Origin of the sequence: uncultured Methanobrevibacter sp. (assembly GCF_900314695.1) — an archaeon.
Classification (GTDB): domain Archaea; phylum Methanobacteriota; class Methanobacteria; order Methanobacteriales; family Methanobacteriaceae; genus Methanocatella.
Genome location: NZ_OMWD01000010.1, coordinates 54,345 through 76,240, shown reverse-complemented (window position 1 = coordinate 76,240; position 21,896 = coordinate 54,345). Strand labels below are relative to the sequence as shown.

Genomic DNA, 21,896 nt, shown 5'->3' with positions numbered 1-21,896 from the left:
TCTATGGCTGATGATGTAAAAATTGTAATGTTTTGTTGCAACTGGTGTTCCTATGGAGGAGCAGACACAGCAGGTACTGCAAGGATGCAATACCCACCGAATATTAGAGTTATTCGTGTAATGTGTTCTGGAAGAATTGACCCACAATTTGTTTTAAAAGCATTCCAAGAAGGTGCTGATGGGGTATTTGTAGCTGGATGTCACATGGGTGACTGCCACTATGATGCTGGTAACTACAAATTAGATCGTAGAATGAGATTAATTTATAAATTAGTCGAAGATATGGGAATTGGAAAAGAAAGAGTTCACCACGATTGGATTTCTGCATCCGAAGGTGAAAAATTCTCTGAATCTGTTAAAATGATGGTTAACAGAATCAAAGAATTAGGTCCAGCTCCATTAAAAGAACAATTAGATGCTGAAAGATAAATTGGAGGAGTTTAATATGGCAGATAAAGTTAAAATAGGAACTATGTGGTTAGGCGGATGTTCCGGTTGCCACTTATCCATTGCGGATTTCCACGAATCATTAATTGATGTAATGGAATTTGCAGATTTTGAATTTTCCCCTGTGCTCATGGATACTAAATATGATGAAGTACCAGATTTAGATATCATTATTGTCGAAGGTGGAATCAGAAACGATGAAAACAGAGAATTAGCTGAAATGTTAAATGAAAAAGCTAACATGGTAATTTGTTACGGAACTTGTTCATGTTACGGTGGTATTCCAGGTCTTGGAAACTTATGGACTGTTGAAGAATTAGAACAAGAAGCATACATTAACTCAGTATCTACTGTAAACCCTGATGGAATTATTCCTAACGAAGATGTACCTCATCTCGAAAGCAGAGTAAGACCATTAAGTGAATGTATGGACATTGATTTAATGATTCCAGGTTGCCCACCTCGTTCAGATGTTGTAGCAGAAGCTATCTTAACATTATTAAGAGGAGAAACTATCGAATTACCTTCAACTAACCTTTGTGAAGTATGTCCTAGAGAAAAACCACCTGCTGGTTTAGCTATGGACTTCATTAAAAGACAATTTGAATTAGGAGCTCCTGAACCAGATTTATGTTTAATTACCCAAGGTTTAGTATGTATGGGTCCTGCAACTGTATCCTTATGTGGTGCAGAATGTCCTTCCATTGGTATCCAATGTAGAGGATGTTACGGTCCTACTGCTAAAGTATTAGATCAAGGAGCAAAAATGATCAGTGCGATTGCATCTGACTACGGTGTAAACGAAGATAAAACTGTAGATCCTGAAACTGTCGCAGATCAATTAGATGATATTGTAGGTACATTCTATACTTACACATTAGCTGCAGCTTTAGTACCTATGAAAATGCAGAAAGGAGGAGAATAAAATGGTTAAACTTACTATGGAGCCTGTTACTCGTATTGAAGGACACGCTAAAATTACCGTACATCTTGACGATGCAGGAAATGTAGAAGAAACAAGATTACACGTTATGGAATTCAGAGGATTCGAAAAATTCTTAACCGGTCGTCCTGTTGAAGAATTAGCAAGAATCGTACCAAGAATCTGTGGTATTTGTGATGTACAACACCACTTAGCAGCTGCTAAAGCAGTTGACCAAATCTTTGGTTTTGATGATTACGAAATCTTACCTGCTGCTTACAGAATGAGAGAAATTATGAACTGGGGTTCATACATGCACTCCCACGCACTTCATTTCTACTTCTTAGCTGCACCAGATTTAATCATTCCTAACGGAACCAGAAAAACTAGAAATGTTTTCCAAATAATTAAAGACATGCCTGAAGTTGCACTTCAAGCTATTAACATCAGAAGAAACGGATTAGAAATGGTTAGAAAAATAGGTGGTCGTCCTATTCACCCTACTTCATCCACTCCTGGTGGTATCTCTACTGAATTAGATGCTGATACTCAAAAAGATTTACTCGAAAGAGCTAAACAAAATGTAGAATTAGCACAAGCTACTTTAGACTTAGCTATTCCAGTATTTGAAGAAAACATTGACTTAATCTCTTCATTAGGTAACTTCGGTGACACTAGACACTGTGGTACTGTAAAACCTGACGGAACTTGGGATGTATATAATGGTAACATTAGATTCAAAGACAAAGATGGAAGCGACATGTTCGAATACAGAAACGAAGAGTATACTGACTATGTTGCAGAACACGTAAAACCTTACTCCTGGTTAAAATTCCCATACATTAAAGAAATGGGATACCCAGAAGGTATTTACAGAGTAGCACCATTATCTAGGATTAACGTCTGTGACCAAATGCCTAAAGAAGCACCTCTCGCTCAAGAAGCTCTTAAAGACTTCCGTGACGCTTTCGGATATGCTCAAGCACCATTATTATTCAACTATGCAAGACTCATTGAGTTATTAGCATCTGCTGAATGTGCTGCTAACGCATTAGAAGAAGATTTATCTGGTCAAAAATTCCCAGATGAATTAGAAAGAACTGAAGGTAAAGGTGTAGGTATTGTAGAAGCACCTCGTGGTACTTTAATCCACCATTACGAATCTGATGATAATGGATTATGTAATTACGCTAACATTGTTGTAGCTACAATCCAAAACAACCCAGCTATGGAAATGGGTATTCACCAAGTTGCTAAAGATTACATCAAACCTGGTGTAGAAGTAGATGACAGCATTTTCAACTTAATGGAAATGGTTATCAGAGCTTACGATCCATGTTTATCTTGTGCTACCCACTCAATGGATAGTCAAATGAGATTAGCTGAAGTAGATATTGTAGACAGTGAAGGAAACCTCATTAAAAAATTCTAAATTTAAGGGGGTTTTTATAAATGATAGTATTTAATGAAGATGGCTGTATAAAATGTGGTGCTTGTGAAGGTACTTGCCCTACATCAGCTATTGAGGTAACACCTAGCTCTATTATTCACTGTGATACTTGTGGTGAAGAACCAAAATGTGCTGACGTTTGTCCACAAGGTGCATTAAAAGTTGAAGATTATGAAGTTACTGAAGGAGTAACTCAAAAAAGATTAGTATTCAACTCTATATTATGTGATTCCTGTGGTAAATGTGAAGAAGTTTGCCCACAAGAAACAATTAATGTCACTGGTGAAAAATTAAAAGAAGTTGAAGGTTTCTGTGTAATGTGTCAAAAATGTGTTGACATTTGCCCAGTTGATGTAATTGGAATTCCGGGTGTTAAAGAACCTGCTGAATATGAGTTAGATCTCAATGGAAAAGGTCCTGTTTACATCAAAGATTGTGTTGGATGTGGAACTTGTGTAGAACCTTGTCCTGTAAGCGCAATTACTCTCGAAGAAGTTGGAAGTCCTGTTACTGTAAACGATGACTGTATTAGATGTGGTTTATGTTCACAAACCTGTCCTTGGAATGCAATATTCATTGCTGAAAAAATACCAGTCAAACGTTCTAAAGAAATTAAATCTTTCACTTTCGATTCCGCTAAATGTATCGGTTGTAACACCTGTGTAGAAGCATGTCCTGGTGATTTCATTGCTGCTAACAGTGCTAGCTTAACAGTAGCAATTCCTAGCGTATGTGCTGCATGTGGTTTATGTGTAAAACTTTGTCCTGTTGATGCATTAGAAATTGATGTAGAATGGGGTGAAGGTGCACCTGTAGATGCAGAAGGTATCGGAAGAGATGTAGAAAAATGTGATTTCATTGGTGCATGTGCTAACAAATGTCCTACTGAAGCTATCCGTGTAGTTACCAAAACTGGTATGTCCTGCCCAGCTTTAGTAGAAACTGATGCTGAACCATCTTTCACTAGTTGTATTAGATGTGGAGCTTGTGCTTCAGTTTGTTCTAACGATGCATTAAAAGTTGAACAATACGAAGTAACTATTGATGGTGAACCTGTAACCAGAGATAGGATTTCATTCAACCCATCTAAATGTGACCAATGTGGTGACTGTATCGACGCATGTCCATACGATATGCTTCATAAAACAGATAATCCTAAATTACCAATTGCAGGATTCTGTACTTTATGTGGTCAATGTATGGAAGCATGTCCAGAAGACGCATTATGTTATAAATAGGTGTGAAAACACACCTTTTTTATTTTCTTTTTTTTAAAAATTAGTTAAATTTTATTCATTACTGTTTTTCCTTTGACAATTGTCATTATTGGCATTCCAATGTAATCTAAACCGTCAAATGGGGAGTATTCTGCTTTTGTTTCAAATTCTTCAATATTGAATGTGCCTTCTCTTTTCAAATCAATTACTGTAAAATCTGCATCATTTCCAATAGCTATTCTGCCTTTATTTTCAAGACCGTATATTTTTGATGCATTCTCGGAAAAGATTTTTGGTATTATTTTTAAATCTATATTTCCTTTATTCACTTCGGTTAAAAGCAGTGGCACTACGGTTTCTAAGTTTGGTATTCCTGGTGATGAATTCCAAACACCTTTTTGCTTGTCTTCCATTGTGTGAGGTGCGTGGTCTGTTCCAATAATTGAAGTTTCATCTAAATCGCCGATGTTTATACTGTCTTCTTTTTCTCTAAGTGGTGGATTAGTTTTTATGAATGTGTCATATATATTGTATGCTGAATTATCTAGTAATAAATGGTGTGGTGTAAATTCCCAACTTACTGCTTGCTTTTTACTTGCATTTTTTGCAAGACTTAGGGATTTCCTTGAGCTTAAATGGCATATATGTAAAGATAAATTATTCGCCCTTGCAAGTTCAATAGCTTGCTTTACAGATTCGTCTTCTGACATGCCCGGTCTTGCATAACTGTAGTCAATTGCTTCATTTTCGTCTTTTTCTTTTAGCCTTGAAGTTTCTTTTTCAACAATGGATTTTTTTTCACAATGGGTCGCTACAATCCCATTATAATTGGTTTTTTCTTTTAATATTGACAGATTATGGAAATTTTCTTCTAAACTTTCATCACTTTCCAAGTCCATAAATATCTTAAATGCAATCGGATTAAGTTTCATCATTTTTTCCATTTCTTCAAGGGTATTTGTTCCAACTAGAAGTTCAAAATTTACAACGGATTTAGATTCAGCGATTTTAATTTTTTCTTTAAGTGCCTTGTAAGTGTTTGTTTTAGGCAGTGTATTTGGCATGTCAAATACTGTTGTAAATCCTCCATTTGCAGCACTTAAGCTGCCTGTTTTAAAATTTTCTTTTTGAGTCAGGCCAGGATCTCTGAAATGTATGTGGGGGTCAATAAAACCTGGAAGAATATAATTGTTTTTAATGTCTATGATTTCATCTGCTTTAATAGGTGTTTTTGAAATATCAACTATTTTTCCTTCATCAACTTTAATGTAAAATTCTCCTGGCTTATCTACAAATCTGCAATTCTTTATAACTAAATCCATATTTTGACTCCTGATATATTATAATTAATATTATATTATTAATTGAACATAAATTTTTTTTAATTTAAAGTAAATATTTTAATATATGACTCAAGTTTCATCAATTCTTAAAAGAGATATGGAATTGTTTTTCAATGATTTGGAAAGCGAATATGAGGTTTCCAGTACTTCTTCAGATATTAATTTAGTAGCTGATTTTACAGAATATAATCCGTTGCATAACGGTCATTTTCATTGCATGAAAACTGCAAAGCAACATTTTCCCGATTCATTATTTGTTGCTATTGTGCCGGGATTATTTGAAAGAAGTGGTAGGGGCATTCCATACATACTTCCAAGAGAACTCAGATCTGAAATTGCAATCTCTGTAGGTGCAGATATTGTTGTTGAAGGACCTCCTATGGGAATTATGGGTTCAGGTCAGTATTCGTTATGTCTTTGTAAAATGTTTAAGGCATTAAACACATCTCATATTCCAAGAGGTTATAAGAAAGTTGATGGCTTTGATGAAATTTTAAAAAGAATCAATATGGGACATCATATTGCTCCAAAACCTTATAAAATCGTTGATAAAACAACTGGTGAAATTCTTTTAAAGGATAAACTTGAAGAAGATAATTATGTAATCGCTTCTTTTGCGAATTCCCTGTCAAAAATAGGTTTTGATTTTAAAGATAAATTTTTATTTGTAGAAAGAATCGGAGGCGTAAGCGGCACATTAATAAGGCAAAGTATTTTGGAAGATAATTTTACTGATGTCTTGGATATGATGCCTCAAAAGACTATTGATGTATTAAGGGATGCCATTGAAAATGATTCGATTATTTATGGGATTCGTGATGAGGATTCAATTTTAAATACTGCAAATAATTTTGATTATGATGAATTGGTTAACTTAAATCTATTTAATGAAAAATTAGCAAAAAACATTGTCGATAATAGGTTTTATGACAATGTCGATGAATTAAAAAACTCAATCCTTCAGGGATTTTCAACTCATTTTAAAGAGCGTGTTTTAAGTATTATGGAAAATCCAATAAAAAAAAGTGATATTTCCGAATATATTGACAGGTACCCATCAAATATCCGGATTTTAGGATATAAAAATGAAGAGTGTTTGGAAAGTTTTAAACAAAAAGTAAATAATGAAAATATTTCATTATTTGCTTAGAGCACTGTTAATAACATTCTGTGGATTTTTAAGTCCATAAAGTGCATCCATAAATGTTGGATATGTAGAATGTAATACGAACAGGTAAACGAGATAGTAAATAACAATTAAAATCACAATGACTAAAACAATGGTTAGTAATATGTCAACAGCACCCATTGATTCTTTTTCTTCTTGGTAATTTAGGTTGTGAATATTCTCATTGGATTCTCTAATTTTTTTATCTTTTTTACCTTTTTCAGGTTCAATACCTTGTTCTTTTAGTATTTCTGCTCTAATTCTTGCTTCCATTTCTTCAGGAGTTTCGGATCTTGCTCTTTTTTGCTCTTGAGCAGGTGTCTCACTAGGTTTATATGGTCTTCTGGTTAATGATCCAAATTGTTCTTCGTCCTTTGCAAGCTGTTCTTCTAGAGGAACTTCTTTTTCATCAAAGTACAAATCATCCAAATATTTTTCGTATTTGTCTTCTAAGTCCATTCTTGCGCTAGTTGTTTGCGGTTCAAAAGAATGGTCTGGGTAAATGTATTCTTCTTGTGCAACTTGTTGGGTTTTTGCTGGTTCTTGTGCATAGTATTCAGCTTCATTTTCAACGACTTGTTGGATTTGTGTTGGTTCTTGTGCATAATATTCTTCTTGTGCAACTTGTTGGGTTTGTGCTGGTTCTTGCACATATTCTACTTCATTTTGAACAACTTGTTGAGGTTCTTCGGTTTCATATAAATAAGATGATTCCAAACCTCCTGAATACTCGATATTGTCTCTTATGTTGTATGGGGAATCATCAGCGATTCCGTATTCTTGGGTAATAGATTCTTCAGAATCATATATGACTTCTTCTTGAGTATTGTAAACATTTTCAACTTGTGGTTCTTCAACAGGTTCAGCGTTGTTTTCTATTCCGACTCCTACAATTTTCTGTAAGCAGTCTTTACAATAAATTTTTCCTGCAATTTCTAAACCACATTCTTTACAGATTGGCTTTCCACAAATTGCACATATATCTGTACTTTCTCTTTCTGGATGATAATGACATGCCATATTAAAACACTCTCTCAATTTAATTTAATAATAATTTAATATATTTTTTTTTATTTATATAAAACTTGCTATTTTAAACTTTTTTTTATAAATTTTTCTTTACAATTGTTTTTATTTTTATAAAATTAGTATATGAATATTCATATTTTTATTTGAAAATTATTAAAATCAATTATATATGTTTTATAAGTTAAAATAATTTTAAAAATTAATTTTTTGTATTTTCAATTATTTTTTCAGATACAATTTCAGATGCTATTAAATCGTCTGCAGTTGTTAAAAAACTTCCTAGACTTTTTGAAGTAATTTTATAGTTGATTTCATTGCCTTCTATTTCAGATTCGAGATAATTTTCATTGTCTACTTCTAAAGAATCATATATGAGTTTTGCATCTTTTTCATTTTTAAAATTAAATGTAATATTTCCTGATATTTTCATAATGTCACTATAAATAAATATGTTATTTGCCATTATATAATTTTATCATTAAACTTCGAAAATATGGTAACCTTTATTAATAACTAAATTAATATATTTAAGTATTCTATTATATTACGATATATAATTTTTATATAGCTATTTCAAAAATTCGTTATTCATAGCTATTCTTTTAATAAAACATGTTTAACATGTTATTTTTATTTCGGAGGAATAATAATGGTTCGTGCTTATACTAGAAGAGATTATATTAGAAAAACCCCAAATTCAAGAATTGTACAATATGATATGGGAAACTTAAAAGATGAATTCCCAGTGTCATTAAGTTTAGCTGTTAAAAAACCAGCTCAAATTAGACATAATTCTTTAGAAGCTGCAAGGATTGCTTCTAACAGATTAATGCAAAGAGCTGCTGGTAGAATGGGTTACCACTTAAAATTAAGAGTCTACCCTCACCAAATTGTAAGGGAAAACCCAATGGCAACTGGTGCAGGTGCAGATAGGGTACAAAGTGGTATGAGAAACGCTTTCGGTAAACCTATTAGTGTTGAAGCTATCGTTAAAAAAGATCAAAGAATCATCACTATCGACTGTCAAGAAAAGAACTTTGAAGACGCTAAACTTGCATTAAAAAGAGCAGGTATGAAATTACCAGTTCCATGTAAAATTGTTGTCGACAAAGGTCAAGATTTAGTTAAATAGATTTTTTAACTAACTTTTTTTCTACTTTTTTTTTATTATCATTTTTTCTAATTTTCATTAAATATTTAAACATTAAAAATTAAATATAGATATAATGTTGGCTATTTAACTATTGTCAATGTAATATATTTTTAATCCAAGAGGTTATATTTCATGTATGTTGTAAAATTTGAGGATTTAAATAAATCTGATATTGGGATTGCAGGTGGAAAAGGTGCTAATTTGGGTGAATTAACTCAAGCGGGTATTCCAGTACCGCCTGGTTTTGTAGTAACTGCTCAAGCTTATGAAAAATTTATGGAAGACTCTGGAATTAATGGTCAAGTCATGAGTATTCTTGAAAAAATTGACATTAATGATACAAAAGCACTTCAGGCAGCTGCTGAAGAAATCAAAACAATCATTAATGAAACCCCTATTCCAGAAGATATGATTGTATTAATTCTTGAAGCATACAATCAATTATGTCAAAGAGTTGGAGAAGATGATACTGATGTAGCTATTCGTTCTTCCGCTACTGCAGAAGATTTACCTGAAGCTTCATTTGCAGGTCAACAAGATACCTTCTTACATGTTTCCGGAAATGATGAAGTAATTGACTACATCAGAAAATGTTGGGCTTCTTTATTTGAAGCAAGAGCAATTTTCTACAGAGAAGAAAATAATTTTGAACACTCCAAAGTATTTATTGCAGTAGTTGTTCAAAAAATGGCAAATGCAGATAAAGCAGGAGTAATGTTTACTGTAAATCCATCCACTGGTGAGGAAATTGCTTTAATTGAAGGATCATGGGGACTTGGTGAAGCAGTAGTTTCCGGTGATGTGACTCCTGACAATTATCAAGTTGACAAAAAGAACAATGAAATTATCAATGTAACAATCAGTGATAAAAAAGTAATGTACACTAATGATGAGGACGGTACTAGTGTAAAAGTAGATGTTCCTGAAGAAAAAAGAAACGAAAGAGTATTATCTGATTCAGAACTCATTCAATTAACTGAAATGGGTAAAAGAGTTCAAGCTCATTACGGTGAGCCAATGGATACTGAATGGGCATTTGAAAGAGGCAGTTTATTCCTATTGCAAGCTAGACCAATCACTACTTTGGGAGATGCTGAAGTAGATCAAGACAGTGATGAATCTTCTGATTTAGGTGATGTTCTTGTTAGAGGTCTCGGTGCAAGCCCAGGTATGGCTTCCGGTAAAGTAAAAATTGTTTTAGATATTGATGAATTAGATAAAATTAAAGATGGGGACATAATGGTTACAACCATGACTACTCCGGACATGGTTCCTGCTATGAGAAGAGCTAGTGGTATTGTAACTGATGAAGGTGGAGTAACCTGCCATGCATCAATTATTTCCCGTGAACTTGGAATTCCTTGTGTTGTAGGTACTGGTAGTGCTACAACTACTTTAGAAGAAAACTCTGGTGTAACATTAGATGGTAAAAAAGGTTTAGTATTTGAAGGAATTTCAGAAACTAAAGAAGAAGCTGCTCCGGTAGCATCCAATGTAGAAGCAGCTCCAATTATTACTGTTACTGAAGTAAAAGCTAATGTAAGTATGCCTGAAGCTGCAGAAAAAGCAGCTGCTACTGGTGCGGATGGTGTCGGACTCTTAAGAACTGAACACTTGATGTTAACATCAGGTATTCACCCTGGTAAATTCATCGCTGATGATAATGAAGATGAATTAATAGACACTATTGCAGAAAATGTTCAAATTGTAGCAGATGCATTCTATCCAAAACCAGTATGGTACAGAACTTTAGATGCTCCAACTGATGAATTCATTACTTTGGAAGGTGGAGAAAACGAACCTAGAGAACACAACCCAATGCTTGGTTGGAGAGGAATTAGAAGAGAATTAGATCAACCTGAAATTCTTAAATGTGAATTCAAAGCTATTAAAAAGTTACATGAGAAAGGTTATACTAATATTGGAATTATGATTCCATTATCTCAAAGTCCTGCAGAATTAGTGCAAGCTAAGGCTTTATGTTCTGAAGTAGGTCTTGAACCTCATAAAGATGTTGAGTTTGGAATGATGGTTGAAATTCCAGCAGCAGCAATAATGATTGATGAGTATATTAAAGTTGGAATTGACTTTGTAAGTTTAGGAACTAATGATTTAACTCAATACACTCTTGCAGTTGACAGAAACAATGAATTCGTTGCTAAACACTACTCTGAAGAACACCCTGCAGTAATGAAACTAATTGAAAGAACAATTAGAAAATGTGCTGAAGCTGGTGTTAAATGTAGTATCTGTGGTCAAGCAGGTAGTGTACCTCACATTGTTGAAAAACTTGTTGGATTTGGAATTACAAGTGTATCATCCAATACTGACGCTATTGCTGATGTGAGAAAAACTGTTGCTAGAGCTGAACAAAAAATTATTCTTGACGCTGCCCGTAAACGTTTAGAATAATTTTATTCTTTCTTTTTTTATTTTTATTTTTATTAATTATTTTTAAATTAGGGTATTTTATGCAAGATGAACCAATAGATGAAAAAATTATTTTAGACGAATTGTCTGAAATCCATAAATTAGACTATAATTATTCTGATGGCAGAATTTTAGGTTCCATGTGCACTGAAGCACATCCTTTTGCAAAAGAGGTTTACTGCAAATTTTTAGATACTAATCTTGGAGATCCAGGTTTATTTAAAGGAACTAAACTTATTGAAGAGAAAGTAATAGCATCTATTGGGGACTTATTGTCTCTTGACAATGCTTACGGTAATATTGTTACTGGAGGTACTGAAGCTAATCTGATGGCAATTCGTGCTGCCAGGAATCATGCACGGAAGTATAAAGGCATTGTTGATGGTGAAATTATCATTCCAAGTTCTGCTCATTTTTCTTTTAAAAAAGCTGCCGATATGCTTAATTTAAAAATTGTTGAAGCTGAACTAGATGATTATTATAAAATTGATGTTGAATCAGTTAAAAATTCTATTTCTGATAAAACTGTGGCTATTGTTGCTATTGCAGGAACAACTGAATTGGGTTTAATTGATCCTATTGGTGAGATTTCCAAAATTGCTCATGAAAATAACATTTATTTTCATGTTGATGCAGCATTTGGAGGATTTTCAATTCCCTTTTTAAAAGAAGCGGGTTATGATTTGCCGGTTTTTGACTTTTCCCTTGAGGGAGTTTGTTCTATCACTGTTGACCCTCATAAGATGGGTCTTGCACCTATTCCTGCTGGCGGAATTATCTTTAGAAAAGAGGAATATTTGCAGGTTATGGCAGTAGATTCTCCATATTTAACTGTAAAAACTCAATCTACAATTGTTGGAACACGTTTGGGTGCATCTTCTGCAGCAACTTATGCAATTATGAAGTATTTCGGTAAAAAAGGATATTCTAAAATAGCTCAAAATTTAATGGATAATACTCACTTTTTTAAAAATGGTTTGGAAAAAATCGGTTATGATGTGGTATGCGAGCCGGAATTAAATATTGTCGCATTCAATCATCCTCAAATTGAAGCCCATCAATTTGCAGAAAAATTGGATAAATTGGGATGGAAAGTTTCTGTTGCAAAATGTCCTATTGCAATTCGTGTTGTATTGATGAATCATATTAAAAAAAGTCATTTAAAAAAATTGTTAGAAGATTTGGAGAAAATCTACTAACTTATTCTTCAATATTTTCTACATACATCAATGGGTAATTTAGCTCTTCAATGAATTCAATTCTTATGGTTGCTTTAACATTATCCACTTTTGTAAATATTTTAACATCCAACATATCTCCGGTAAGTGAAGTATAATCGAATTCAGTCATTGATTCTTCTAATTTATCAAATCTAATTTTAACTTGCACATCTTCGATTGCAGGCTGTAGCTTTAGTGATTCTTCCATACTTCTTTCTAAACTACCTTTTGACTGTTGATTGACGGGAGTTCCCACAAATTGGTGGAATAGCGCTCCCATACTTATTGCACCTTCAAATATTGCTCTTTCCCTTTTTGTTATATTGGAAAAATATTTTTCATCCACGTCCATCATAATCCTCCATTTAGGAATATTATTTTATCATATATTAGCTCCGAAGGTATCGGATGAATACAACAAAATGCTAATATAGCCGTGATAATCAGGACTGTAGCTAAAATATATGCTCTATTGTCTTTAGGATAGAAAAAGCTAAATATAAGACCAACAACTAAGAATATTGCTGTTATAAATAGTGCATTTGATTCTTGAGGATTACTATTTATAATTGCTGTATTGATTGGTTGTGTATCAACTAATTCTCCTTTGACAATTAATCTATTCTCGGTTGAACCAATTGGATCGCATGTAATTAGATAAACATTCTTTCCACCTTCCTGTGCATTAAGCTCGTATGATGCTGGAACGATGGTTGTATCAATTACATTATATTTCAATTCTCCAATTCCAGGCCATTCAAGTAAAAATGAATCTCCGTTATGTATTTCATTAAGTCTTAAAAACGGCGAACCTTGGAGCGTTCTATGTCCGAATATCAGAACATCTCCAACATCGGGGTTATAAGAGTCTAATTCATGAAAAACACCTTGGTTAAGGGATACATTATTGATTTTTTCCTGAACTCCGATTGAAGGTATGACAACGGTTGGGGATTCAACATTCCTTTCAACAACTATTTTGGATGCAAAATAATTCACTTCTCCCATTGCATACATTCCAATTATTATTATACAAATAATAACAACTATTGTCATGATACTTGGTCGTTTCATAATATCACTTTTGTTATATCTGATTAATAATATTTTTTAATTTTCATATGTTGAACTTATTTCATTCACCATCCAATCAGGTGCATTTGTTGTAGGAATAGTTAATACGATGTTGTCCATATTGTTTAGCATGAAGTTCACTTTGTCTTGAGGTGTTTCAATTAAAAGCATATATTGTGCATCTAAATCGCCCAAGTTTATTTGCCTTTCATAGTTTGATAGTTTTACTCCATAATTTTTTAACATTTCAAATGTTTCTTTTTCGTCATATCCGTTCATTATGCTGCCTTTTATCATTTCCAATACATTTGAAGAAAATTTTTTGGAATTTTCCTGTGGATTTGTGACATTTCCGTGGACATTCATTTTTGATTTTGAATATTCGGAATCCACTTCTCCGTTTTCTTCGTATCTCATTATCGATAAAACAGTACATCCGCTGATGTCTGGATTTGTATTGTTTGAGCTAAAATTTTCGCCACTTTCGTTCAAGTTTGAATATATATCTACAATGCTTCCAACATTCACCAGTCCTGCTCCTGCTTGAAGCCTTGAAACCAATACTGGAACAGATACGGTATTTGGCTTTTCAAATTTGATTTTTGATAAAATTCTTGCATCATTATCATTGACGATTTTTATTGCTTCATTTTGTGACATTATCACGTTTTTACTTTCATTTGAATAAACTGCCATTGTTCGATTATATTTATCTATGTTGGATTTTATAGATTTTTGATGATACGATTTCCAATCTTTTGTGGCTGGATTAATAATATCTATCATCTCAACTTCTGAATTGCTTTTTCCATTTTCAATCTTATTTTCTAGAGCCATTTCATTGGGTGATGCTGCTAGCGCTCCTGTATATAATTCATGAAGTTCATTCAGTTTAGTTGTTTTTTCTAATGATAATTCTTTCTGTCCAGGTTCGTATATTAAAAAATAGTATGATGAAATTATCAAAGTTAAAAATATTAAAATTGTTATTATAACTCCTATTTTTCTTCGTTTTTCATTTTCAGTTATATCTGTATCACTGGGGTTTAAATAAACTCCAAGTTTGTGATTAAACTTTTTTAATAGTGATAATTCATCATCTTCTTTCGGCTTTGGTTTTGGTAAAAGTTCATCTAGTTCTGTTTTTTCAAAACCGTCTGAATTAAATGGATCTCTTGGTTTTTTATTATTCATTTTAAATACTCCTTTTTAATTTTGATGGTTAATTTAATTAATAGGAGTAAACGGGTCTCATTTTTTAATTAAATTAATAATGAGGTAGTATAAGCAGAATAATAATAGGATTAACGCAGGTATGTTAACGCCATATGCTGTTGTTGGAATTGGAAGTATGATTAATACGATTAGTATGCAAGATATTATAATTGCTGGCATGTTTGAGAATTTGGGATATTTGACATTGCTAATCATTAGAATTGACACGATTGTAGCTAACAATAATGCCAAATAATTGTTATATAATCCACTTAAATACAATGTGGCAATTATAAAGGATATTCCTGGAATTGGAAAACCAATAAATCCGCTTGTTTTAATGTGGTCTGCTATTACATTGTATCTAGTTAATCTCAAAACTCCACAAATAACGATTAATAAGCTAACAAGTATTGCTATTAATTGTAATGGTATTGATGCGGTGTTTAGGGAAGTATAGAGAAATACTGCAGGTGCAACACCAAATGATATGATATCAGATAAGGAATCAATATTTTTTCCAAAACCTAAACTGTCATCTCTATTCGCTTTTCTGGCTACCCAACCATCTATGGAGTCAAATATAATTGCAATAATCATCAGAATTGCTGATAGTTCAAAATTATGATTTATTGAGCATATTATGGATAAAAACCCCGAACTCATATTTAATAATGAAATAATGTCGGATATTGCAATAAAATTTTGAATATTGGTTCTTTCAATTTCCATGTTTTGACTCCAGTAATACTTTTCATCTCATATCTTATTAATTTTATCTTGTAAATCGTTTTATTATTATCTATATTTATTTTTAGTTATTAATAAGTATTATTTTTTATTGTTTTACATAGTTTACCTATTGTTTTTAAATTTAATTAAAAATAAATTATTTTTTTCTATTTTAAATATTGATTTCACTTAGAAAACTTTTAAAAATTGAAATTTATTTATTATTTTATAAAATAACCTTAAACAACAAAATATATATAATAATAATATAAAAAAATATTAATTGTTAGACTTTAAAGAGAGTGATATTGCTAATATTTTAAATGATTAATTTTAATTGTTTTTGAATATTACCAATTATTTTTAAAGTTAATGAAATTAAATTAATGTAATGTGAGTAGTTAAATGATTGAAGATAATATACGTGTTCTTAGACAAGCTGCAAGAATAACCAATGATAGTTCTTATAAAATAGAAAAAAGTTGGTGTATTATTGCAGGCAGTGCTGAGTTAATCGATGCAATGGCTTATAAGGCTATCGCTTCAAATCACAATGTTAAAATATTGTTCAGAGAACATGTTATTTTAAAAGAAGGTAAATTAGATAAAAAATTTGATTTTATCATGGTTTATGGCAATTCAATCATTATAAATGATTTTAAAAATGAAACTAAAAACAAAGGGGGAGCAGTTATTGCCATCCCTCGTAAATATTTAGTTGAAGAACCTAATTTGATGGTTTTTATAGCTCCTGATGATGTAATTAGGAATGCAGTATCAATCATTGAAAAATCAAAGGTTTCCTTCGCCATATTGCAAGAATCACAGACTACTAATTTCATTAATATAGACATAAGTAATGAAGTTAAATTACCAAACTTCATCAAATCTGCTTTGAAACCATTTTACAATGCTAATGAAGTTGTTTTATCAACAATTTTAATTTCAGTAGATGAAGAAATCTTTGTAAAAAAGGTTCAAAGTATCGCTACATCAAATAAGATTTTCGTTATAGATTTTAAAGATATTGTAACGGAGGATTAATCATGAATATTTTTGGAAAGGATGAGGAAGAACCACAAGTTACTAATACTAAAGTTATTAGCAATAGTTTAGGAATAGATTTAGGAACTTTAAACACTGTTATTGCAAAACCTTCTGGGGATAAATTTGATTTATATCAAATACCTTCTGTTGTTGCAGTAAAAAAAGATGATCCATCTGAAGTGTTAGCTGTAGGGGAAGAAGCTAAAAGAATGCTTGGTAGAACTCCTGAAGATATACTTGCAGTAAGACCTTTGAAAAAAGGTGTTATTGAAAATGTTGTTCAAGCACAAGCATTACTCATTAAAGCAATGCAGATTGGTATTAATGAGGGTGAAAGTGTTGGAAGAATTGTTATTGGAATTCCGGGGGATGCATCTGAAGTGGAAAAGAATGCTGCTGAAGAAATTGGTAGAAAAGCCGGAGCTCAAAATATTTTAGTTATTAGTGAAGGATTGGCAGCAGCTATTGGTGCAGGTTTACCTATTGCTGAGCCAAATGGTACTATGGTTATTGATATTGGTGCTGGATCAACTGATATAGTAATCATATCTCTTGGTGGTATTAATGACATCGAAACCGTTAGATGTGGTGGGGATGACATTGATAATAAAATCGTGGAACTTGTCGCAGAAAAATATGATGTAGCTATTGGTATTCATGATGCAGAATCTGCAAAAATGGAAGTTGGTATGGTTCACTGTTCCGAACAACTAGAAAACTTAAGTGTTGAAGTAATTGGTAAATCTTTAGAAACTAACAGACCTAAAAAAGTTGTTATTGATTCAATGTTGGTAGCCGATGCTGTTGAGCCTTATATGCAACAAATCGTTGATGGTTTAAATGTGGTCTTAGAAAGATTATCTCCAGAATTAATGATGGGCGTTTACAACAATGCTGTTGCAGTTGGTGGAAGTTCCAGACTCCGTGGATTAAAAGAAAGAATTTATGATGAAATTTCTATCCCTGTTGAAATTTCTGAAGATCCAATGACAGTTGTTGCTAAAGGTACTGCTATTGTTGCCGCAGAACCTCTTGCATTAGAACCTGAAGTTCGTCTCAGGGCTATGAAATAAATATTATTATTTATTTCTTTTTTTTACTTTTTTTTGATGATTTTTATGGATATTTTAGGCATTGATGAAGCTGGTCGTGGCTCTGTTTTGGGACCTATGGTTATTGCAGGTGTAATTATTCCCGAAAAAATGGAAAAAGTTCTTGAAAGGATGGGAGTAAAAGATTCAAAAAGATTGACCCCTAATAGGAGAACAATTTTATCAAGAAAACTAAAAAAGATGTTTGAATATGAAATTGTTGTCATTTCAGCATTAGAAATTGATAAAATGAGAGCCGATGGAATTAATCTTAATGATATTGAAAAGAATGCAATGAGAGATTTAATTATTCGTTTAAATCCTGAAAAAGCTATTGTCGATGCTGTGGATGTTAAGGCTGAAAGATTTCAGAATTATCTTTGCGAATCCACTGGTGTGAATGTAATTGCTGAGCATAAAGCAGATGATAAATATATTGAAGTAAGTGCTGCATCTATTATTGCAAAAGCTGAAAGAGATGCTCAAATTGCAGAAATTAATAAAGAATATATCAAAACCGGTGGAATAGGTTCTGGATATCCATCAGACCCAACCACTAAAAAATTTTTAAATAATTATACTTATGATGAAATGCCCGAATTTGTTAGAAAATCATGGGCAACAGTTTCAAAAATGAAATAGAATCTTATTTTTTTAAATAATATTTAAGTACATGTATTAATATATTTATTTTTATAAAATTCAATATGATATAATTAGAGGATGGATATGATTATAGAATATGTTTCGCCATTTTTTGATGGTATGATGGATATTTTTACTCAAGGGGGAATTATCACTTATATAATTCTTTTCATTGGTATTTATGGTCTCATTATTGCTATTAGAAAAATTGCATATCTTAGGAAAATTAGTAAAGTTGATACAACTGAAATTTTCGGTGTTGTAACTGCTTCTATGGAAAGGGGCGGTGCTGTCGAAGCTTTAAAGCAAATAAATGGTTTTAAAAATCCTATTTCCAGAATTATTTCTGAAACTTTAAAAATTGGATATAAAAATAAAACTGAAGTTGAAGAGAGTATGGAACAGATTTTTATTGTTGAAGTAGCTAAAATGACTAAAGGTTTAAATACTCTAAAGACTCTTATCGAATTGGCTCCATTTTTAGGATTAATTGGTACTGTTATAGGTATTTGGATGACTTTCAAATCATTAGGTGTTCATCCTGACTCTGCAGCTATGGCTGAAGGTATTTATGTGGCATTAACCACCACAATTATGGGATTGCTTGTAGCAATCATATTGCTTCCACTTCACACATATATTCAAGGTTTAATTGAAGCTGAAATGGATAAAATTGAACTGGCTACCAAAATGACTAATTGGGGTTATGCTGTAGTTAAAGTTAGAGTTGATTCAAATGTGGAATGTGCTTTAGAAGCTCTTCAAGAAGCTGAAGGTGTTGTTAACACTAGATTAATTTCAGACCCTTATGCTAATATTAAGGTTTCTTTTAAACCGAGTATGTTGGATAAAAGTATTTCAAATATTATTTTAGAAAAATGTAATGTTAATGCTGAAATTACTGAAAGTAAATTAAGACAATAGGTGTTTAAATGGCAATTGATGTAAGAAAACATAAAAAGAAAGTTATTGATCAAAAACCAAGTATTAATTTGGTTCCATTTATTGATATATTGTTTACTATAATGATTTTTTTAGTGGTTACTAGTAATTTTTCAGCTGATGTTCAAACTGATGCTACTGATGCTGCTGAAGAGGCATCAGGAAAACCAAATGTAACTGATGTTTCCGGTGATCAGGAATATTATGTTGTGCCTGTGGCAGGATTAAATAAAGTTACAGTTAATGGTCAAGACAGATCGGATGCCATTGCAGGCGGAGCCGTGGGAGTGCAAGCAAAAGTTATTGATCAAGGTGAAATAAAAATCAAACCTGGTCTAATTGAGATTACTACACCTCCAGGTGTGCCTCCAGAAGTGGCTGTTAAACGTCCAGAACTTTAAATTGAGGGATGAAAATGTATACTGGAAGAATTTTATCAATTGGGATGAATAGTGATGGAAAACCTTTTGTAGCATATCGTGTATCAAGTAGGTCATTTCCTAATAGGCAATGCTTGAAATTTGATAATCGTGCAGCTATCGTACCGAAAGAAGGTTTTGAAAAGGATATTTATGAAAATACATACATTACATATAATTGTATTCGTATTGTAAGAGATATGGCTATCGTATCAAATGGTGCCCATACTGATGTTATAGCTGATAAAATATCCTTGGGAATGAACATAAAAGATGCTATTGCATATTCTTTACTTACTATGGACTATGAAAAAGATGATTACCATACTCCAAGGATTGCTGGAGTTGTTACATCAACAAATAAGAAGGATGAATACGGCTGTTATATAGGAATTGCCAACGATAAAAAATTATTGGTTGAAGCGGTTCCTTATGGGGAAGCAGTATTTATTTCCACTTATGGTAGTCAAGTGCATGATGTAGTTGAATTTGATGCAAAAACAGCTGCTGAATCTGCTAAATTTATTTTTGATGAAGGTACTTTTGCAAATTATAAAAAGCCTGTAACTTCTGGAGCGGCTGTTTTTAATGGAGAATGGACTATTGATGTCTATAATCCATAATTTTTTTTATTTTTTTTTAATTTTTAGATGATATTATGACAATTGAATTGATAGGGTTAGAAAATATTCCAATTGTTGATAGTACAAGCAATATTTCACAGATTATTAAGGATGCTATTGTTGAACAAGGCTGTTCTATCCATCATGGGGATATTATTTTGATTGCCGAAACTTTAATTTCCAAATCCGAAGGTACTTTTATAAATATTGAAGAATTGAATCCCTCTAAAGAAGCTATTGAATTAGCTGAAAAATCTAAAAAAGATCCTAAACTTGTTCAAGCAATTTTAAATGAATCAAATGAGGTTGTCGAAGTTGGCCCTAACTTCATAATTACCGAAACCAAACATGGTTTTGTCTGTGCAAATGCAGGTATTGATGAATCAAATGTGGGGGAAGGTTTAGCCACTCCAATGCCTATCAATCCGGACAAATCCGCTTTGGAAATTAGGGAATTTTTGGAAAAAGAGTTTGAAGAAGAAATTGCAGTTATAATTACTGATACTCAGGGAAGAGCATTTAGATTTGGCGCTATTGGAACTGCAATTGGATGTTCTGGAATTTCTCCATTATGGAGAAGAGTGGGTGAAAAAGATTTATACGGCCGTGAGTTGGAAACTACTGAAATTGCTACTGGTGATGAGTTGGCTGCTGCCGCATCACTTATTATGGGACAAGCTGATGAGGGTCTTCCAGTCGTTTTGATTCGTGGTTTTTCTGGTTTTGATACATTAAGAGATGTGAATTCAAATATGAAATCCATTATCATGCCAAAAGAGTTTGACGTATTTAGAAAATAGGTGGATATTATGATTACTGTTTTTTCTGGAGGTACAGGTACTCCAAAATTATTGCAAGGGTTAAAAGAAATTGTCAATCCTAAGGATTTAACAATCATTGTAAATACTTTGGAAAATGATTATTTTTCTGGAGTTTATGTTTCTGCTGATGTTGATACGGTTTTATACACTATGTCTGACATGATTAATGATGAATTTTGGTATGGTGTTAAAGGAGACACATTTATTACTCATGAAAGACTTTGCGAGTTAGGATGTCAGGAACTACTTAGAATTGGTGATATAGATAGAGCAACTAAAATTCAAAAGACCCAGCTGATGAAGAAATATGGTCTTGCAAAGGCTGTTGAAATTCAAGCGGAGAATATGGGCATTGAATCAAAAATAATACCTATGAGCAATGAAGAATCTGATATTAAACTAATTACTGACATTGGTGAATTGGAATTCCATGATTTTTTAATTAAACATCAATCCCAGCCTGAAGTGCTGGACATTAAATTTTCCAGTGTTGCACCTGCGGGTGGTGTTGTTGATGCTATTAAAAATTCTGAAGCAGTCATTATTGGACCGTCTAATCCAATTACTTCAATTTCTCCGATACTATCATTAGAAGGTGTTAGAGAAGCTTTAAAAGATACTTATGTTGTTGCAGTTTCTCCAATAATTGGGTCTGATTCTGTTTCTGGCCCTGCCAGTAAATTCATGAAGGCTTTGGATATTGAAGTCTCAGCAGTTGGTGTGGCATCATTATATGAAGATTTTCTAGATAATTTTATTATTGATGATAAAGATGTTGATAAAAAACAACAATTAAATCAAATAGTTAATAAGGTAACAGTTACAAATACTATAATGAATAATTTAGGTGCTAAAAAAAATTTAGCACAAATTATTATGGATAGTATTCTTTAATTAAAAGAGGCGAA

At 32.4% G+C, this 21,896-nt stretch carries 23 protein-coding genes; 16 read left to right on the top strand and 7 right to left on the bottom strand.

The window, feature by feature from the left end; all coding sequences use genetic code 11:
* Positions 1-3: 3 nt before the first annotated feature.
* From QZN45_RS04605 to QZN45_RS04590, 4 genes are read left to right on the top strand one after another with little or no spacing between them, the layout of a single operon-like run.
* The gene (locus tag QZN45_RS04605; RefSeq protein ID WP_292606096.1) at positions 4-429 is read left to right on the top strand and encodes a hydrogenase iron-sulfur subunit; all 426 of its coding nucleotides are present in this window, start codon (positions 4-6) and stop codon (positions 427-429) included.
* 16 nt (positions 430-445) lie between these two features.
* On the top strand, positions 446-1,372 hold the full coding sequence (locus tag QZN45_RS04600; protein WP_292606098.1) for a F420-nonreducing hydrogenase: 927 nt from the start codon (positions 446-448) through the stop codon (positions 1,370-1,372).
* Between the two features lies 1 nt (position 1,373).
* Complete coding sequence (locus QZN45_RS04595; protein ID WP_296811367.1) at positions 1,374-2,801, top strand: Ni/Fe hydrogenase subunit alpha; 1,428 nt, start codon at positions 1,374-1,376, stop codon at positions 2,799-2,801.
* 20 nt (positions 2,802-2,821) lie between these two features.
* Positions 2,822-4,057, top strand: coding sequence for a 4Fe-4S binding protein (locus tag QZN45_RS04590; RefSeq protein WP_292606100.1), 1,236 nt, complete (start codon positions 2,822-2,824; stop codon positions 4,055-4,057).
* A gap of 44 nt (positions 4,058-4,101) precedes the next feature.
* On the opposite strand, the gene QZN45_RS04585 is transcribed toward QZN45_RS04590, so the two are convergent.
* Entirely contained in the window at positions 4,102-5,358 is a 1,257-nt protein-coding gene (locus QZN45_RS04585; RefSeq protein ID WP_292606102.1) for a dihydroorotase family protein, read from the bottom strand.
* Between the two features lie 85 nt (positions 5,359-5,443).
* Here QZN45_RS04585 and QZN45_RS04580 point away from each other — a divergent pair, with 85 nt between their 5' ends.
* Complete coding sequence (locus tag QZN45_RS04580) at positions 5,444-6,529, top strand: nucleotidyltransferase family protein (protein ID WP_292606104.1); 1,086 nt, start codon at positions 5,444-5,446, stop codon at positions 6,527-6,529.
* Here QZN45_RS04580 and QZN45_RS04575 read toward each other — a convergent pair.
* Positions 6,518-7,567, bottom strand: coding sequence for a hypothetical protein (locus QZN45_RS04575; RefSeq protein WP_292606106.1), 1,050 nt, complete (start codon positions 7,565-7,567; stop codon positions 6,518-6,520). The genes QZN45_RS04580 and QZN45_RS04575 overlap by 12 nt on opposite strands.
* 208 nt (positions 7,568-7,775) lie before the next feature.
* Positions 7,776-8,006 carry a KEOPS complex subunit Pcc1 gene (locus QZN45_RS04570; protein ID WP_292606108.1) on the bottom strand — a complete coding sequence of 77 codons (231 nt, stop codon included), beginning with the start codon at positions 8,004-8,006 and terminating at the stop codon, positions 7,776-7,778.
* 219 nt (positions 8,007-8,225) lie between these two features.
* On the opposite strand from QZN45_RS04570, the gene rplJ reads away from it, so the two are divergent.
* From rplJ to mfnA, 3 genes are all read left to right on the top strand, one after another.
* Complete coding sequence (gene rplJ / locus QZN45_RS04565) at positions 8,226-8,708, top strand: 50S ribosomal protein L16 (RefSeq protein WP_292606110.1); 483 nt, start codon at positions 8,226-8,228, stop codon at positions 8,706-8,708.
* A gap of 153 nt (positions 8,709-8,861) precedes the next feature.
* Positions 8,862-11,141, top strand: a complete 2,280-nt coding sequence (gene ppsA, locus QZN45_RS04560; protein ID WP_292606112.1) for a phosphoenolpyruvate synthase — start codon at positions 8,862-8,864, stop codon at positions 11,139-11,141.
* Between the two features lie 59 nt (positions 11,142-11,200).
* Positions 11,201-12,358, top strand: coding sequence for a tyrosine decarboxylase MfnA (gene mfnA / locus QZN45_RS04555; protein WP_292606114.1), 1,158 nt, complete (start codon positions 11,201-11,203; stop codon positions 12,356-12,358).
* 1 nt (position 12,359) lies between these two features.
* Here the strand turns inward: mfnA and QZN45_RS04550 are convergent, their stop codons facing one another.
* From QZN45_RS04550 to QZN45_RS04535, 4 genes are read right to left on the bottom strand one after another with little or no spacing between them, the layout of a single operon-like run.
* Entirely contained in the window at positions 12,360-12,731 is a 372-nt protein-coding gene (locus QZN45_RS04550; RefSeq protein WP_292606116.1) for a dihydroneopterin aldolase family protein, read from the bottom strand.
* A complete protein-coding gene (locus tag QZN45_RS04545) occupies positions 12,731-13,453 on the bottom strand; it encodes a sortase (protein WP_292606119.1) in 723 nt (240 codons plus the stop codon). Before QZN45_RS04545 ends, QZN45_RS04550 begins: the two co-directional genes overlap by 1 nt.
* A gap of 36 nt (positions 13,454-13,489) precedes the next feature.
* Positions 13,490-14,647 carry a DUF515 domain-containing protein gene (locus tag QZN45_RS04540; protein WP_292606121.1) on the bottom strand — a complete coding sequence of 386 codons (1,158 nt, stop codon included), beginning with the start codon at positions 14,645-14,647 and terminating at the stop codon, positions 13,490-13,492.
* A 57-nt stretch (positions 14,648-14,704) separates the two neighbouring features.
* A complete protein-coding gene (locus QZN45_RS04535; protein WP_292606123.1) occupies positions 14,705-15,400 on the bottom strand; it encodes an archaetidylserine synthase in 696 nt (231 codons plus the stop codon).
* Between the two features lie 405 nt (positions 15,401-15,805).
* Between QZN45_RS04535 and QZN45_RS04530 the strand changes: the two genes are divergently transcribed.
* The 8 genes from QZN45_RS04530 to cofD all read left to right on the top strand — a co-directional run bounded on the left by QZN45_RS04530 (position 15,806) and on the right by cofD (position 21,882).
* Entirely contained in the window at positions 15,806-16,444 is a 639-nt protein-coding gene (locus QZN45_RS04530) for a hypothetical protein (protein ID WP_292606125.1), read from the top strand.
* Between the two features lie 2 nt (positions 16,445-16,446).
* Positions 16,447-17,520 carry a rod shape-determining protein gene (locus QZN45_RS04525; protein WP_292606127.1) on the top strand — a complete coding sequence of 358 codons (1,074 nt, stop codon included), beginning with the start codon at positions 16,447-16,449 and terminating at the stop codon, positions 17,518-17,520.
* 45 nt (positions 17,521-17,565) lie between these two features.
* On the top strand, positions 17,566-18,180 hold the full coding sequence (gene rnhB, locus QZN45_RS04520) for a ribonuclease HII (RefSeq protein ID WP_292606187.1): 615 nt from the start codon (positions 17,566-17,568) through the stop codon (positions 18,178-18,180).
* 87 nt (positions 18,181-18,267) lie between these two features.
* Positions 18,268-19,107: a MotA/TolQ/ExbB proton channel family protein gene (locus QZN45_RS04515; RefSeq protein ID WP_292606129.1), complete on the top strand. Its 840-nt coding sequence runs from the start codon at positions 18,268-18,270 to the stop codon at positions 19,105-19,107.
* Between the two features lie 8 nt (positions 19,108-19,115).
* Complete coding sequence (locus tag QZN45_RS04510) at positions 19,116-19,526, top strand: biopolymer transporter ExbD (protein ID WP_292606131.1); 411 nt, start codon at positions 19,116-19,118, stop codon at positions 19,524-19,526.
* Between the two features lie 14 nt (positions 19,527-19,540).
* Complete coding sequence (locus tag QZN45_RS04505; RefSeq protein WP_292606190.1) at positions 19,541-20,167, top strand: IMP cyclohydrolase; 627 nt, start codon at positions 19,541-19,543, stop codon at positions 20,165-20,167.
* A 35-nt stretch (positions 20,168-20,202) separates the two neighbouring features.
* A complete protein-coding gene (locus tag QZN45_RS04500) occupies positions 20,203-20,967 on the top strand; it encodes a coenzyme F420-0:L-glutamate ligase (protein WP_292606133.1) in 765 nt (254 codons plus the stop codon).
* Between the two features lie 9 nt (positions 20,968-20,976).
* Complete coding sequence (gene cofD / locus QZN45_RS04495) at positions 20,977-21,882, top strand: 2-phospho-L-lactate transferase (protein ID WP_292606135.1); 906 nt, start codon at positions 20,977-20,979, stop codon at positions 21,880-21,882.
* Positions 21,883-21,896: the final 14 nt, after the last annotated feature.

Bases quoted from the DNA above. Each gene is read 5' to 3' on its own strand.
- QZN45_RS04605 (WP_292606096.1), top strand. From the start codon at position 4: ATGGCTGATGATGTAAAAATTGTAATGTTTTGTTGCAACTGGTGTTCC.
- QZN45_RS04600 (WP_292606098.1), top strand. From the start codon at position 446: ATGGCAGATAAAGTTAAAATAGGAACTATGTGGTTAGGCGGATGTTCC.
- QZN45_RS04595 (WP_296811367.1), top strand. From the start codon at position 1,374: ATGGTTAAACTTACTATGGAGCCTGTTACTCGTATTGAAGGACACGCT.
- QZN45_RS04590 (WP_292606100.1), top strand. From the start codon at position 2,822: ATGATAGTATTTAATGAAGATGGCTGTATAAAATGTGGTGCTTGTGAA.
- QZN45_RS04585 (WP_292606102.1), bottom strand. From the start codon at position 5,358: ATGGATTTAGTTATAAAGAATTGCAGATTTGTAGATAAGCCAGGAGAA.
- QZN45_RS04580 (WP_292606104.1), top strand. From the start codon at position 5,444: ATGACTCAAGTTTCATCAATTCTTAAAAGAGATATGGAATTGTTTTTC.
- QZN45_RS04575 (WP_292606106.1), bottom strand. From the start codon at position 7,567: ATGGCATGTCATTATCATCCAGAAAGAGAAAGTACAGATATATGTGCA.
- QZN45_RS04570 (WP_292606108.1), bottom strand. From the start codon at position 8,006: ATGAAAATATCAGGAAATATTACATTTAATTTTAAAAATGAAAAAGAT.
- rplJ (WP_292606110.1), top strand. From the start codon at position 8,226: ATGGTTCGTGCTTATACTAGAAGAGATTATATTAGAAAAACCCCAAAT.
- ppsA (WP_292606112.1), top strand. From the start codon at position 8,862: ATGTATGTTGTAAAATTTGAGGATTTAAATAAATCTGATATTGGGATT.
- mfnA (WP_292606114.1), top strand. From the start codon at position 11,201: ATGCAAGATGAACCAATAGATGAAAAAATTATTTTAGACGAATTGTCT.
- QZN45_RS04550 (WP_292606116.1), bottom strand. From the start codon at position 12,731: ATGGACGTGGATGAAAAATATTTTTCCAATATAACAAAAAGGGAAAGA.
- QZN45_RS04545 (WP_292606119.1), bottom strand. From the start codon at position 13,453: ATGAAACGACCAAGTATCATGACAATAGTTGTTATTATTTGTATAATA.
- QZN45_RS04540 (WP_292606121.1), bottom strand. From the start codon at position 14,647: ATGAATAATAAAAAACCAAGAGATCCATTTAATTCAGACGGTTTTGAA.
- QZN45_RS04535 (WP_292606123.1), bottom strand. From the start codon at position 15,400: ATGGAAATTGAAAGAACCAATATTCAAAATTTTATTGCAATATCCGAC.
- QZN45_RS04530 (WP_292606125.1), top strand. From the start codon at position 15,806: ATGATTGAAGATAATATACGTGTTCTTAGACAAGCTGCAAGAATAACC.
- QZN45_RS04525 (WP_292606127.1), top strand. From the start codon at position 16,447: ATGAATATTTTTGGAAAGGATGAGGAAGAACCACAAGTTACTAATACT.
- rnhB (WP_292606187.1), top strand. From the start codon at position 17,566: ATGGATATTTTAGGCATTGATGAAGCTGGTCGTGGCTCTGTTTTGGGA.
- QZN45_RS04515 (WP_292606129.1), top strand. From the start codon at position 18,268: ATGATTATAGAATATGTTTCGCCATTTTTTGATGGTATGATGGATATT.
- QZN45_RS04510 (WP_292606131.1), top strand. From the start codon at position 19,116: ATGGCAATTGATGTAAGAAAACATAAAAAGAAAGTTATTGATCAAAAA.
- QZN45_RS04505 (WP_292606190.1), top strand. From the start codon at position 19,541: ATGTATACTGGAAGAATTTTATCAATTGGGATGAATAGTGATGGAAAA.
- QZN45_RS04500 (WP_292606133.1), top strand. From the start codon at position 20,203: ATGACAATTGAATTGATAGGGTTAGAAAATATTCCAATTGTTGATAGT.
- cofD (WP_292606135.1), top strand. From the start codon at position 20,977: ATGATTACTGTTTTTTCTGGAGGTACAGGTACTCCAAAATTATTGCAA.